This window comes from Hymenobacter lutimineralis, assembly GCF_008271285.1.
GTDB lineage: Bacteria > Bacteroidota > Bacteroidia > Cytophagales > Hymenobacteraceae > Hymenobacter > Hymenobacter lutimineralis.
The window spans coordinates 254019-268536 of record NZ_VTHL01000001.1; the positions used below are offsets into that span (position 1 = coordinate 254019).

The window sequence follows — 14518 nt, forward strand, 5'->3', positions numbered from 1 at the left end:
GGCCTACTTCACCAGCAGGCGTAGGCTCTGCCCGGAAGTCCTTACCACGTACACGCCGCCGGGCAGTCCGGCCGGCAGTTGCAGCGCGGAAGTGCCGGTACTGTCTGCCGCGGCCATCAATACCAGGCGACCCAGGGCGTCGAATACCTGCACCTCCGCACCGGGGGTGCTGCCCCGGAGCGTGGCGTGGCCCCGGGTCGGGTTCGGGGCGAGTTCGAGGCGGGCCGTTGGCTGGGGCAGGGCCACCGTTCGGACGGGAGAATAGTGGATGGCGTTATCGGCGTCAACTTGCTGCAGGCGGTAGTAAGCTAGGCGCTGGGGTGTGGTAGTGGGAAGATGAGTATCCAGAAAGCTGTAGCTGGTGGGGCTGTTTTTGTGGCCTTGGCCAGCTACGGTCCCGATGGTGGCAAAAGTTTCTCCATCAGGGCTGCGCTGCACCTCAAAGCGGACACTGTTCTTTTCGCTGGCCGTAGTCCAGGCCAGGCGGGCCGCGCCGGGCCCCGCACCGACGGCCGTAAACGTAGTCAGCTGCACCGGTAAGGGTACCGATAAAGGGTTATTCAGCAGGATATGCACCGGCGCGCGGTTTACATCAGTGGCTACCACGTCCAGGTCGCCGTCACCGTCCAAGTCCCCCAGGGCCGCAAAGTAAGGGTCAAACGTAGTGGTGAAGGGGTAGGTGAGGGCATTGCCAAACGTGCCGTTGCCGTCGTTGCGCAGCACGTACACGCTGCGGCTGGCAATGCTGGGGAGCACCAGGTCCAGGTCCCCATCGGCATCCATATCGCCGAGGCTGCCGCTCCAGTAGTTGGCGGCGGCCGGGGGCAGCAGCAGGTTGCCTCCGTTCAGAAAGTTGCCGGTATTGGAGCCGGTGTTGTCGCCCCCGTTCAGGCGTAGGCTTGCCCGGCCGCCGCTCACGCCCACTGCCAGCAGGTCCAGGTCGCCGTCGCCGTCCACATCCCCCAGGGCACTGCCGTTGAGACGTACGGTGGTCGAAAACCGGGTGCCGTTGCTGAACACACCCGTGTTGGAGCCCGTCTGGTCGCCCCCGTTCAGCAGGGTCTGAATGGAGGGCGCGCCGGCCGATACCAGCACCAGGTCCAGGTCGCCGTCGCCGTCGATATCTCCCACGTTGGTGGTCAGAGCGTTGCCGTCGCTGGTAGCAGTGGTGCCCGCGGTGAGGTTGCCGCGCCCGGTGCCCGCGGTAGCCGTGGTAAACTGATACATCTGCGCGGGCAGGGTGGCGCCACCCGCACTTTGCACCGTAGCGGGAAGACTCACGCGCACCGTTTCGCCGGGTAGAAAGTCGGTTTGAGGCGTGCCCGCGGCCGCCGCGAAGCTAAACGTAGTGCCACTGCTGCTCCAGGTGCCGGCCTTGCGGCCCCCGCGCTGGCTGGAAAACACGCGCGCATTGGCGGCCGTCGCGGCCGTTACCGGCTCCGAGAAGGTGAGTTGTACGCCGGAGTTGGCGCGGGGAGCCGCCCGGCCGTTGCTGGCCGGGCTCCGGCCGAGCAGGCGCAGCAGCACCCGGAACTCGGGGCTGCTGGTGCTGCCGGTGGGCGTGGTAACGGTGGTAGTACCCGTGGCCGGGGCGCCGGCCGGTACCACGAAGCGCACACTGTTGGCCGTGCGACCCGTGATGGTGGCCGCCACCCCGTTGAGCAGCACATCCGTGGTGCCGGCCAACTGAGCGCCGTAGAGCGTGACGGTGGTGCCGGCCGTGCCCGCATCCGGGCTAAAGTAGGCCAGGCTTAGCACATCCTGGTAGGCGTAGCTGCCGGCCGACGTAGCCGTACCACCGGGCGTGGTGACCACCACGGGGCCCGTAGTGCCGGCCGCGGCGGGGGGAAGCGTCACGCGAAGTAGGGTGGAAGACACAACGGTAACCAGCGGTGCCGGCTGGCCAGCTACGCTCACCGTGAGCGGGCTGCTCCCGAAATCGGTGCCCGTGACCAGCAACGTACCGCCGCCCACCGGGGGGCCGGTGGCGGGCGTGAAAGCCGTGAGCGTGGGTGCGGGCACCACCACGGTGTACAGTACGGTAGGGTTGCTGTCGCCGGGGGCGGTGGTTACCACCACGGGCTGGGGTCCGGCGGGGGTAGTCAGGCCCACCGTCGCGGTTAGCGTGGTAGCAGAGCTGACGACCACGTTGGTAGCCGGCACACCCCCCACGCGCACGGTTGTGGCCCCGGCTACAAAGTTCTGCCCCGTAATAGTAATGAGTTGGCTTACCGGGCCGCTGACCGGGCTGATGCTGCTAACCAGCGGCCCGGTGTTGACGATAAAATCGGTGGCGCTGCTGGCCCGGGTTCCGGACTTGCTCACCACAATCTTGCCAGTGCTGGCTGCGGCGGGTAGGGGTACGGTCAGCGTCGTGTTATTTACCACCACGAAGCCCGGGGCAGGAGTGCCGTTGAAGCTCACGCCGGTGGTGCCCGTGAAGTTGCCGCCCGTGAGGGTGATGGTAGCGGCCGAGCTGCCGGCGGCCTGCGTGGGGCTGAAGGCGGCAATGATGAGGGCCTGGCTGGCGTCGCGTACGCCCACGGCATCCCAGGCATTGCCCACCTGCACCACCTGCTGGGAGCCGGCCCCAAACAAATCGACGGCCGCCTGAATAGTGGCTATCCGGGCCTGGGCGAAGGTGGCGTTGGCCGTCAGGTACAGGCTTTCGGCCCGGAAGGCAATGCGGGCGGCGTCGTTGAGGGTGGCCGGGCTGCCGCTGGGGCTGATGCCGGTTACGTTGTAGGCAAAGCCCACATCGTTGGTGCCGCTGCCGCCCTCATTGAGCAGGTAAAACCAGTGGTTGAGCACCCCGGAGTTGTAGTGCACGCCCCCGCCGTCGTAGGTGCCGGTTACCCAGAAGGTGCCGCCGTACGTGTCGGGCGAGGAGCCGGCGTTGGGGTCGCTCATGGAGCGAAGGCCGCCGCCCCCGTTCAGTTCCTCGCCTACCAACCAGGTAGACTTGCCCGGGAGCGGCCCGTAGCGGGCGGCGGCGTACCGCTCAATGCAAGCTCCCCAGATGTCGGAAAAGCCCTCATTCAGCGCCCCCGACTCGTTTTGGTATACCAGGTTGGCCGTAGCCTGGCATACGGCGTGGGCTATTTCGTGGCCGCATACATCCAGCACGGTGAACGGGCGCAGGCTGCTGCCGTCGCCGTAGGCCATTACGCTGCCATTCCAGAAGGCATTGCTCATGCCCACCCCATCACCGGGCGAGCTGTCGTAGTGCACGAAGCTGATAAGGCGGGCGCCGGCGTTGTCGTAGCTGTTGCGCCCGTGCACGTCGGCCCAGTAGTCGAAGGTGACTTCCGCGCCCCAGTGGGCGTCGAGGGCGGCGTTGTCCTTAGCCGCATTGTTGTACTCGGCGGCCGTCCAGTTGTTATCTGTATCGATGAAGTCGGTGGTGGCGAAAGTATTGGTGCCCGCCGAATTGTAGGTGTGGATGCCGTTGCCACTCACTCCGTTGCGGGTGCGGGTGGGCTGGGCCAGCCGGTAGCGGGTGGGCCCGCTCAGCTGCTCAGTGGTGATGGTGCGAGTACCACTGAAGCGGGTGGCGGCCGGCCCGGTGGCGTGCTTGATGGTGGCATTCGTGAGCACGATTTCACCCGTGCGCGCGTCCACGTATACATCGGCGCGGCTCAGGGGCTGCTGGGCGTAGATATCAAATTTCCAGGCCAGCACCAGGGGGCGGGCGGCCACCGGCCGGCGGAAGTCTTCCACCAGCACCAGCTCGCCGGCGGGCAGGTAGGTGGCGCGGGGGGTGCCGGTGAGGGTCCGCAGCTGCTGCTCAGCCTGGGCGTCCTGCCACATGTAGCGGGTGGCCCCCACGGCAGCCTCGGCGCGCTGCCGGGCGGCGGCGGCCCCGAGGGCGGGGGTGGTGGATAAGGTGGGGTGCTTCACCTCACCGGTGAGCAGCTCGGGCCGGCCCTGGCGGTAGTGAATGGTATAGCGGCCGTGCTCAACTTTTACGCCTTGGTAGTATTGCTGGAATACCTCGTGGCGCTGGCCCAGGGCGTCGGTTTCCTGGCGCAGGGGCCGTAGCTCGTCGGCCGCACCCAGCGCCAGCTGCTGGTGCAGTAGGGCAGCCCCGGTGGTGGGCAGGGTACGGGCCGCAGCACTCCCGGCTTCGGGCAGGCGAATAAGGTAGGGCGTGCCATCGGCGCTCAGCCGCGTGGTGGGGGCAGGGCGGCCCGCGGTTTGGGCCAGCGCTACGGTGGGCAGGGCCGCCAGCAGCACGGCCCGGCGCAAATGAGTCGCAAGCATTTTCATAGCGCAAGGCTAATGCGCCGGAGGCTCCCTTGGTGAGCTAAATAGCTCAACGACCATATTCTATATATCAACGACCAACCGCCGGGCTGCCCACACGACCGGTTACGGGCCGGCAAGTACCGCTCGGGCCGGGCTGGGGTTGGACTGCGGAGCCGGATGCTAGCATAAGCAGTGGGCGCGTGGCCGGGCTAGCGCAGCTGCTCCAGGTAGCCGAATACTTCCTCGCGGTAGGCGCGGCCCAGGGGCAGCACGTGCGGCCCCACCGTCACGGTGTGGTAGTCGTAGGCGCTGATGCGGCTGATTTGCACCAGGTAGGAGCGGTGGATGCGTACAAACTGGCGAGCCGGCAGCTTTTCTTCCAGTTCGCGCAGGCTGCTGCGCACCGTGTGTTTGCGCCCCTCCGTGTGCAGGTGTAGGTAGGAGTGGTCGGCTTCGGCAACCAGCAGCTGCCGGAAGGGGACTTTCAGCAGCCGGTTGCCTTCCCGCACGAACACGCCCCCCAGCAGCACGCTGCCATCAGGCAGATGGCTGCCGGAAGCATCGGCCGGTAAGCCCAGCGCGGTGGCAAAGTGTTGCAAGGCCAGCTCTATGCTATGGCCCAGCAGGGGCCCGTTGTAGGGCTTGCCCAGGAAAGCGAAGGGCCCCACTTGCCGGGCTCGTGCAAAGGTTTCCTGGTCGGGATAGGAAGTAAGGAATATCAGCGGCACAGGCCGCTGCCTTATCAGGTCGTGGGCCAGTTGGATTCCATCGCGCGAGCCGGCCAGGTTCACGTCGAGCAGGACAATGTCGGGCTGCTCCTGCTCGAATCGGATCAAAGCTTCCTCGGCGGTGGCCGCTACGCCCACCAGCTCATAGCTCAGGCCCCGCAGCAAGCCGCCCAAGGCCAGAGCCTGAACAGGGTCGTCTTCAACGGCGAGTACCTGGATGGTGGCGTGCGGCATGTAGAGTAGGTTCAGGATTGAGGGTTAACAAATCGGGGCGTGGGGCCAGCGCAGCGTTTTTCCCGCGTATGCCGGCGTCGGTTTCCGGACTATACTTTAGTGGCGTTGGTGGGCCCGGGCGGCAGGCCTGGTACGCTAAACCAGAGGCGGGCACCTCCTCCGGCCGCTGTCCCCGCGTGCAGCTCCCCGCCCATCAGGGCCACGAAGCGGGCACTCAGGGGCAAGCCCAGCCCGGTGCCAGGCTCCCCGTTGGTACCGGGAGTTGACTCCAGCCGCTCGGTAGTGAGTAGGTTGTGGAGCCGCTCGGGTGGCAGCCCGGGGCCGGTATCATACACGCTGAACCCCACGCGGCCATTTTCGGCCGGGGCCACCTGCAAGGTTACCTCGCCGCCGGATGGAGTGAACTTTAGGGCATTACCCACCAGGTTGCGCAGCACGGTCGTCAGCAGGCCCATGTCGGCCCAGGCCAGCAAGTCGGGTGGAGCCGTGGTATGCAGGTGAATATGCTTGAGCTCCGCCGCCGGCGCATACAGCGCCGCAATGCTGGCAACGGCATCCGCCACCCGCAGGCGGTCGGGCTGGTTTACCAGCTGCCCCCCCTGGGCCCGGGTCCACTGAAAGAGGTTGTCGATTAGCCCGCCCAGGTGCTGGGCGCCCACGTCGAGGGTGCGAACCAGCGCATGGGCCGACTGGCGCTCGGGCTGTTCCAGCACCTCGTACAGCAGGGGGGTGAGGAGCTGCAGGCTGGCCACGGGTCCGCGCAAATCGTGCCCGACGATGCGCATGAGTTGGTCTTTGGTTTGGTTGGCCTCGCGCAACTGGGTTTCGGAGCGCTGCAGACGCCGCCGCGAGAGTAGCAGCAGCAAGGAAAGCAGGCCAAAAGCTAGCAGGCCGCCCAGCAGGCCGTAGAGCCGGGTGCGCTGGCGCTCGGCTCGTAGGCCGGCCACCCGGCGTTGCTGCTCCAGGGCTTTGATGCGGGCCTGCTGCCGCTCTACGTCGAAGCGCACCTGCAGGCGGGCCACTTCCTGGCGCTGGTCCTCGGCCGTGAGCTTCTCGTACGCGTCGAAGGACTTCCGGAGCGTATCGTAGGCGGCAGCCCCCTGGCCCAGGTGGCGCTGGCCCGCCGCCCAGTTCGATTGGGCCAGGGCAACGACGGCGGGCAGCCTGGCCGCCCGGCCCAGCCGGGCGGCCTCGGCGCTCAGCCTGACCAGCTCCGGCCAGCGACGCTCCTTTAGCGCCTGCTCGGCCTGTACGTTGCGTACGTAGGCGCGGGGATAGGGAGTGCGCAGCTGGGCATCGGCCAGGTAGCGGGCCCGGTCCAGCAGCAGGCGGGCCGAATCCGGCTCCCAGGCCTGCAGATCTTTGGCCCAGTTGATGAGCAGGCGAAATTCCGGCCCCGGCTCCCCCAGCTGCTGGCTTATTTGCTGGGCTTGGCGAAAGACCCGCTTGGCGGCGGCGAGGCGCTTTTGCGCCAGATAGGCAGTAGCCAGCTCACTCTGGGCCCGTAGCAGCCAGTACGGCTGCCGGGGCAACAGCGCAAACTGCTGGCTGGCCAGCTCAGCAAATTGGACCTGGCGGGATACGTCCTCGGTGGCCAGCATGGCAGTGTATAAGTAGGCCCGGCCCAGCTCCAGGGTATCCTGCGCCCGGGTGGCCAGGCGCTGCACGGCATTGAGGTAGCGCAGCGCGGCGGCCTGCTCGTTGAGGCGGCCGTTGAGGTCTACCAAATCGTTAAGGACGCCCCGCTCACCGGCGGCATCACCGGTCTGGCGGGCCCGGGCCAGCGCCTTCGCCAGGGTAGCCCGGGATAAGTCAGGGTTGGTATGGGCCTGTTCCTGGGCTAGTTGGCGCAGCTGCCTCACCCGCGCCGAGTCGGGTGGACTGGCGCCGGCCCGGAACAAAGGCAGGAGAAAGATACCGCTAAAGCAAAGGAAGAGAAGCGTTTGCCGCATTGGGGGGTGGTAACGGCGGATTTTATATATAGTAAAGATCGGATAAATATACCGGATTCTCCGGCGTTTCCCGGTTCCCGCCCTGCCCAGGACGCGGCCTCACCTACCAAATCCGGTTGTCTGCCTACTATTCGGGGCAGGCGGGCCGGATTTGGCGGAGCCGCGCCGGGTCGTATTTTTGGTGGATAGCCGCCTTCGTCCATTCTTCGTCTGCCTGCTTGCCCATGCTTTCTCTCCTCGTCCGGGCGCCGCGCCGCGCCGTCCTGCTGCTGGCTCTGGCGGCCTTGCCGCTGGCCCCCACCGCTCTAGCCCAAACTGCGCCCGCCGGGGCCGTGGGCATCGGCACCACCGCCCCCGACGCCTCCGCCGCCCTCGACATCGTCAGCTCCGACAAAGGCCTGCTGCTGCCGCGCGTGCCCGATGCGAAGGCCCTGCCTGCGCCCGCCGCCGGCCTCATCGTGTACCAGACCGGCGGAAGCGGGGCCAGCGGCCCGGGCTTCTGGTACAACGGCGGCACGGCCGCCGCCCCGCAGTGGCGGCGCCTGACCGACTCGTCGGGCCTGAGCTACGACGCGGCTAGCGGCCTGCAGGTGGGCCCGGGGCCGCTGCAAACCAGCGTTAGCGTGCTGCCGGGCTCGACCAGCTCCAACGGCGGCGGCGGCGGCCAAGGCCCGTTCATGGGCAGTTCCACCTCGGCCCGCACCGAGGTGGTGTACCCGGCGGCCGTGCTGCAAGGCTGGGGGCTGCGGGCCGGGGCCATTACTTCGCTGAGCTACTACGTCTCCAACAAGCTTTCCTCGGATACCTACACCAACTTCACCCTGGCCCTGGGCCATACTACAGCCTCCAGCGCGACGGCCACCTTCAGCGGCGGGCTCACCCCCGTGTACACCGGCAACGTGACCGTGCCCGCGACCGGGCAGGTGCTGCAACTGGTGTTCAACACCGGCACCTTCGTGTGGGACGGCACGAGCAACCTGGTGGTGCAGACCTGCTTCCAGAAAACCACCACCAGCGCCGACGACCTGTTCACCATCGACATCATCACCAGCAGCCGCGTGGTCACTGCCGGCACCGGCAACCGCTGCGCGACTACCAGCGGCAGTCTGAGCGGCTCGCGGCCCAAACTGGGCTTCACCCAGCCCGGCGCCTCCTACGCCCTGGCACCCACGGCGGGCGTGGCCGGGCAGGTGCTTACCCAGCAGGCCAATGGTACGGTGACGTTCCAGGACCCGCAGTGGGTGCAGGAAGGCACCAGCCTGTACCCTAACAACCTCAGCAGCAAGGTCGGGATAGGCACCACCGCGCCGGCCCTGGGCCTGGACGTGGCTACAGGCTCCCTGGGGCTGCGCACCGCCGCCAGCTGGGACCACCTCTACTGGGAGCACGACGGGGCCCTGGCCGTGATGCGGGCCGGCGGAGCCGAATTGGGCCTGTCGGTGCAGGTGGGCAACGGCGGCGCCGGGAGCTATGGGGCCAGCGGTCAGAACTACCGCGAGGGCCTGCGCCTGCTCGCCGACGGCCGGGTGGGCCTGGGCACGGGCTCGCCCGCCGCGGGCTACCGGGCCACCGTGGGTGCAGCCAGCCCGACCGATAATGGCCTGTACGTGGGCCTGACCGGCAGCAGCACCGCCACCTCGCTGAAGCTGGAGCACAACGGCTCTAACCTCGTGGCGCGGCCCGCCACGGCCGGCGGCAGCGCCACGGTGCTGGAAAACACGGCCGGCCCGCTGCTGCTCAACGCCGGCACCAGCAACCGGGTGGGCGTGGGCTCGGCGGCCCCGGCCGCCCGCCTGGAAGTGCAGGGCGGCGCCAACGCCGACGGCAGCAACGACCCGGTGGCGCTGAGCCTGGCTTGGCGCAACGGCGGCTACCGCCACTTCCTGCGCACCCGCCACGCCCAGGGCAGCACCAGCAACGCCCTGGAGGTGTACCTGAACAACTCCCTTGGGGCCGAGGGCAGCAGCGCGCCCGGCACCGGCAACATTCTGGCCCTAAGCCTGCTCAGCCAGAACGGCGCCCGCCTGGGCGTGGGCACCGCCGCCCCCCGCGGCCCCCTCGACGTGCCCGCCCCCGGCGATCTGTACCTCATCGAAGACCCGAACGTGGGCGAAAGTCAGTCGGTGTACCTGCCGGGCCACCTGTTCCTGGCGCCCTACAACAGCGGCACGCCCGCCGCCTACGTGCAGGCCCGCATTCCGAACCCCACCAGCAGCACCAGCCTGTCCTTGATCATGCGGACCACCTTCCAGGGCAACCTGCGCGACGCGCTGACGCTGTATCCCAGCGGCTCGGCCGCCTTCTACGGCACGGTCACAGCCAACGGCGTCAGCCTGACATCCGATGCCCGTTTCAAAGAGCAGGTGCGCCCACTTGCCCACGCGCTCAACGATGTGTTGCAACTTCGTGGGGTGCGCTACCAGTGGAATGCCTTAGGGGTGCAGCACGGTGGCACTGCCGGAAAGGAGCAGATTGGCCTGCTGGCCCAGGAAGTGGAAAAAGTCTTTCCTGAGCTGGTAAGCACGGATCCTCAAGGGTATAAGTCGGTGAACTACGCTCAGCTGACCCCCGTACTGCTGGAGGCCCTGCGTGAGCAGCAACGGCAGCTCGAGGTGCTCCGCGCCGGGGCCGCCCAAGCCGCCGCCGACCACGCTTCCCTGCTCAGCCTGCAGGAGCAGGTGGCCCGCCTCCAGCAACTACTTTCTCCAACTTCCCAAGTACAACGTTAGCCCAGATAATGGCTCTAATAGTGGGCGTCCATGCGCACCAAGCCTGCCTAACCAAAACGGGGCGCGACCAAGTCTGGTCGCGCCCCGTTTTGGTTAGGCAGGGTGTTTCTTTAGGCCGGTAGCGGGGCGGGGTGGTTGCCTGCGTTGCCGTCGGCGGCGGGGCCGCCGTGCTCCTCGTCGGGCTGGTAGTTGGCCTCCAGCTCGGCCAGCTTTTCCTTGCCGTAGGCGAAGCGCGTAATCAACACATACAGCACCGGTACGATGAAGATGGCGAGCAATGTAGCTGAAAGCATGCCACCGAGCACGGTCCAACCAATAGTCTGCCGGCTCTGGGCGCCGGCGCCGGAAGCAAACACCAGCGGCAGCACCCCCAGGATAAAGGCCAATGACGTCATGACGATGGGGCGCAGGCGCAGGCGCACAGCTTCCAGGGTGGCATCTACCAGCGGCATACCCTTATCTACCCGCTCCTTAGCAAATTCGATAATGAGAATGGCGTTCTTGGCCGACAAACCGATGAGCGTAATCAGACCGATCTGCGCGTAAACGTTGTTGGTGAGCTTAGGCAGGAAGAACAAAGCCAGAATAGCCCCGAAGGCGCCCAGCGGCACTGCCAGCAGCACCGAGAAGGGTACCGACCAGCTTTCGTAGAGGGCGGCCAGAAACAGGAACACAAACACGATGGACAAGGCGAAGATATAGACCGTTTGTCCTCCCGCTAGCTGCTCTTCGCGGCTCAACCCCGAAAATTCGTAGCCGTAGCCGGCCGGCAAACTCTGCGCGGCGGTTTCCTCCAGGGCCTTCAGGGCGTCGCCGGAGGAGTAGCCGGGCGCGGCGGCCCCGTTGATTTCGGCCGAGCGGAACAGGTTGTAGTGGGAGATAAGGGGGGCCGACTCCGTGCGCTTGTAGGTGGTGAGCGTGCTCAGGGGCACCATGCCGCCCTGGGAGTTGCGCACGTAGTACTGGCCCAGGTTGCTGATGTCGCCGCGGTACATGCTGTCGGCCTGGGTGACCACGCGGAAGTTGCGGCCGTACACCGTGAAGTCGTTCACGTAAGCCGAGCCCAGGTAGGTACGCAACGCCGTGCCGATGTCGGCAATGCTTACGCCCAGCTTCTTGGCCTTTTCCCGGTCGATGGTGAGCTGGTAGCCAGGGGTGTTGGCGGTGAAGAAAGAAAAGGGATTCACGATTTCGGGCCGCTTGCGCAGCTCGCTCACAAACGCCTGCAGGGTGGCATCAAACTTCTTGACGTCGCCGCCGGCCTCGCGCTCCTGCAGAATGAAGGAGAAGCCGCCAGAGTTGCCCAGGCCGGGAATGGCCGGGGGCGAAATCACCACGATGTTGGCCTCGCGCAGGCGGCTCAGGCGCTGCTGCACGGTGGTAATGAGCCCCTGCAGCTGCAGCTCCTTGTCCTTGCGGTTTTCCCAGGGCTCCAGCTGGCAGAACACGGTGCCGCTGTTCGACTTCGACGAGAAGTTTACCACGTTCAGGCCCCCGAGGCCGGCGTAGTGGGCAATGCCTTTGATCTGGCTGAGCTCCTTCATCACCTCTTTCAAGGTGCTTACCGTGCGCTCCGTCGAGGAAGCTTCGGGCAGGGTAAACGTCACGAACAGGCGGCCTTCGTCCTCGGTTGGGATAAAGCCGGAGGGCTTGCTCTTAAACAGCAGCCCCGTGCCAGCAATAATGCAGACCAGGAGCACCACCACCAGGCGGGCGTGCTTGATGCCGCGCTGCACCCCGTTGCCGTACTTACCGGTCACGCGGTCAAACCAGGTGTTGAACTTGTAGAAGAACTTATCCAGGCCTTTCGAATTCTCGTCGCGCTTGTGGGGCTTGAGCAGCAGCACGCACAAGGCGGGCGTGAGCGACAAGGCCACGAAAGCCGAAATGACTACCGATATGGCAATGGTAATGGCGAACTGCTGGTAAAGGCGCCCGGTGATGCCGGGAATAAAGCCGACTGGCACGAACACCGCCGCCAGAATCAGGGCAATGGCAATAACGGGAGCCGAAATTTCGCGCATGGCCGCCAGCGTGGCGTCCAGGGGGCTCAGGCCCCGCTCGTTCATGTTGTGCTCCACGGCCTCCACCACCACAATGGCGTCGTCCACCACAATGCCGATGGCCAGCACAAAGCCGAACATGGTGAGCGTGTTGATGGTGAAGCCCAGCGGCAGAAAGAAGATAAACGTGCCGATGATGGACACCGGAATAGCCAGCACCGGAATAAGCGTGGAGCGCCAGCTCTGCAGGAAGAGAAACACCACCAGAATAACCAGCACCAGGGCTTCCACCAGCGTGTGCAGTACCTCGTTGATGGACACCTTCACCACCGTCGCCGACTCAAACGGTACCACGTAGGCCAGGTCGGCGGGGAACTGCTTCTTGAGCTGCTCCATCGTCTTGTTCACGTTGTCGAAGGTTTCCAGGGCGTTGGCGCCGGGAGCCTGGTACACGAGCAGGTAGGCGGCGCGCTTGCCGTCCACAAAAGAGTTGTTGGCGTAGTTGAACTTACCCAACTCCAGCCGCGCCACATCCTTGAGGTAGACTACCGAGCCATCCTCGGGCCGGGTTTTCACGATGACGTTGCCGAACTCCTCGGTGTTGGTCAGGCGGCCTTTCACGAACACGATGTACTCAAAGGTCTGCCCGGTTTGGGCGGGAGGCGCGCCAATGGAGCCAGCAGCAATTTGGGCGTTCTGCTCCTGAATGGCGGCCGTCACTTCCTGGGCTGTTACGCCAAGCTGGCTGAGCTTATCCGGGTTCAGCCACACGCGCATGGAGAAGTCGTCGGCCCGGCTCACGATGTCGCCCACGCCCTTGGTGCGCAGCAGCGCGTCCTTGATGAAGACGTTGGCGTAGTTGTCGAGGAAGGTGGTGCTGTGGGTGCCTTTGGGCGAGTACAGGGCCACCAGCATCAGAATGCTGGGGTTGCGCTTGCGCACGATCAAACCCAGGCGCTGAACTTCCTGGGGCAGGGTAGGCTGGGCAATGCCCACGCGGTTCTGCACGTCGAGGGCGGCAATGTTGATGTCGGTACCCACCTCGAAGTTCACCGTCATGCTCATCTGCCCGTTGCTGGTGCTGTTGCTTTGCAGATAAGTCATGCCGGGCGTGCCGTTGACCTGCACCTCCACGGGCGTAGCCACGGTCTGCTCCACCGTCTGGGCATCGGCCCCGGTGTACGTGCCGCTCACCGACACCGTGGGAGGGGTGATTTCCGGGTACTGCCCCACGGGCAAATTCAGAATGGCCAGCACCCCCACCAGCACTATCACCAGGGAGATGACAATGGCCGTGACGGGGCGCCGGATAAAGGTTTCTGCAATCATGTTGTAGTGCTTAGTGCGTGGTGCCTAGTGCTTGGTATTGCGTCAGGCGGTCATGCTGAGCCCCGCGAAGCATCTCTACCTCTGGCTAATCAATGCCTTTGCAACGAAGCGGTAGAGATGCTTCGCGGGGCTCAGCATGACGTTCAATAGGTTATTTGGCCGCACCAGTTACGGGTGCGCCGGTAGTAATCTGGCCCCCATCGCGCAGGCGGTTCAGGCCCTCGGTTACTACCTGGTCGCCTTCGTTGATGCCGGACATGATGACAATCTGGTCGCGCAGGCGGGGGCCCAGCTGCACCTTGTGCTGGCGGGCCTTGCTGGAGTCGCCGGCCACAAACACGAAGTTCTCGCCCATCTGCTCCACCACGGCCTTAAAGGGCACCACCAGGCGGCGGCCCGACTGCCGGTTGAGTACGCGCAGTACGGCGCTGAGGCCATCCTTGAGTTTGCGCTCGGGGTTCGGGAACTGCACCCGCACCTGCACAGTACCCGTCTGCTGGTTCACGCCCCGGTCGATGGCCAAAATCTTGCCCGGTTGGTTGTAAGTGGTGCCATCGGGCAAATCGAGGCGGAAGGTAGAGTCGGAAGCGGTGCCGCGCTGGTTTTGCAAGGCCACGAACCGGGCCAGATCCGCCTCCGTCACCACGAAGTCCACGCCCATCGGGTTTTCGGCGCTGACGGTATTGAGCAGGGTGCTGCCCGCACTAACCTGGGAGCCTAGGCGCACCTGTGAGATGCCAATGCGCCCGGTGAAGGGGGCTTTGATAGAAGCAAAGTCGAGGTCGGTGCGGGCCGAGTTCACCCCGGCCTGGGCCTCGGCAATCTGAGCCTGGGCCGTGGCGTAGGAGGTGGCGGCGTTATCCACAATCTGGCGGGCAATGGCATCCTGCTGCAGCAGGCGCTGGTAGCGGTCCAGGTTCACTTTGGCATTCTGGGCCAGGGCGCGGGCTGTGCGCAGGCCCGCCAAGGCCTGCTGGTAGGCGGCTTCGTATTTGCGGCGGTCTATTTCGTAGAGCGTCTTGCCCTTGGGCACTATTTCGCCTTCCTTAAAGGAAATAGCCGTGACGAAGCCCGTAATCTGGCTGCGCAGCTCCACGTTGTTGATGGCTACGACGGTGGCCGGGTAGTCGTCGTAGTACACGGCGTCGGTGGTGCGGGCCGTCACCAGCGTAACCGGGGTAGGTGGTGGGGCTGCATTTTTCTGCTGTTCGGCTTCTTTGTTGCCGCACGCGCTTAGGCTAAGCAGGCCCAACGCTGCCCCCCAGATTCGGTAGTTCGTATGCATTGCTAAATCG

General features: G+C 65.6%; 6 protein-coding genes. 1 reads left to right on the forward strand and 5 read right to left on the reverse strand.

Annotated elements, in window-relative coordinates:
• Positions 1-3 precede the first annotated feature (3 nt).
• The 3 genes from FY528_RS01045 to FY528_RS01055 form a co-directional block, all read right to left on the reverse strand.
• Positions 4-4269, reverse strand: coding sequence for a M4 family metallopeptidase (locus tag FY528_RS01045; protein WP_149069128.1), 4266 nt, complete (start codon positions 4267-4269; stop codon positions 4-6).
• 188 nt (positions 4270-4457) lie between these two features.
• Entirely contained in the window at positions 4458-5210 is a 753-nt protein-coding gene (locus tag FY528_RS01050) for a LytR/AlgR family response regulator transcription factor (protein WP_149069129.1), read from the reverse strand.
• Positions 5211-5299: 89 nt separating this feature from the next.
• Positions 5300-7162 (reverse strand): sensor histidine kinase, encoded by a 1863-nt coding sequence (locus FY528_RS01055; protein ID WP_149069130.1) that lies wholly within the window; start codon positions 7160-7162, stop codon positions 5300-5302.
• 224 nt (positions 7163-7386) lie between these two features.
• Here FY528_RS01055 and FY528_RS01060 point away from each other — a divergent pair, with 224 nt between their 5' ends.
• Positions 7387-9891: a tail fiber domain-containing protein gene (locus FY528_RS01060; RefSeq protein ID WP_149069131.1), complete on the forward strand. Its 2505-nt coding sequence runs from the start codon at positions 7387-7389 to the stop codon at positions 9889-9891.
• Between the two features lie 110 nt (positions 9892-10001).
• On the opposite strand, the gene FY528_RS01065 is transcribed toward FY528_RS01060, so the two are convergent.
• On the reverse strand, positions 10002-13223 hold the full coding sequence (locus FY528_RS01065) for an efflux RND transporter permease subunit (protein ID WP_149069132.1): 3222 nt from the start codon (positions 13221-13223) through the stop codon (positions 10002-10004).
• A 151-nt stretch (positions 13224-13374) separates the two neighbouring features.
• Positions 13375-14508: an efflux RND transporter periplasmic adaptor subunit gene (locus FY528_RS01070; RefSeq protein ID WP_149069133.1), complete on the reverse strand. Its 1134-nt coding sequence runs from the start codon at positions 14506-14508 to the stop codon at positions 13375-13377.
• Positions 14509-14518: the final 10 nt, after the last annotated feature.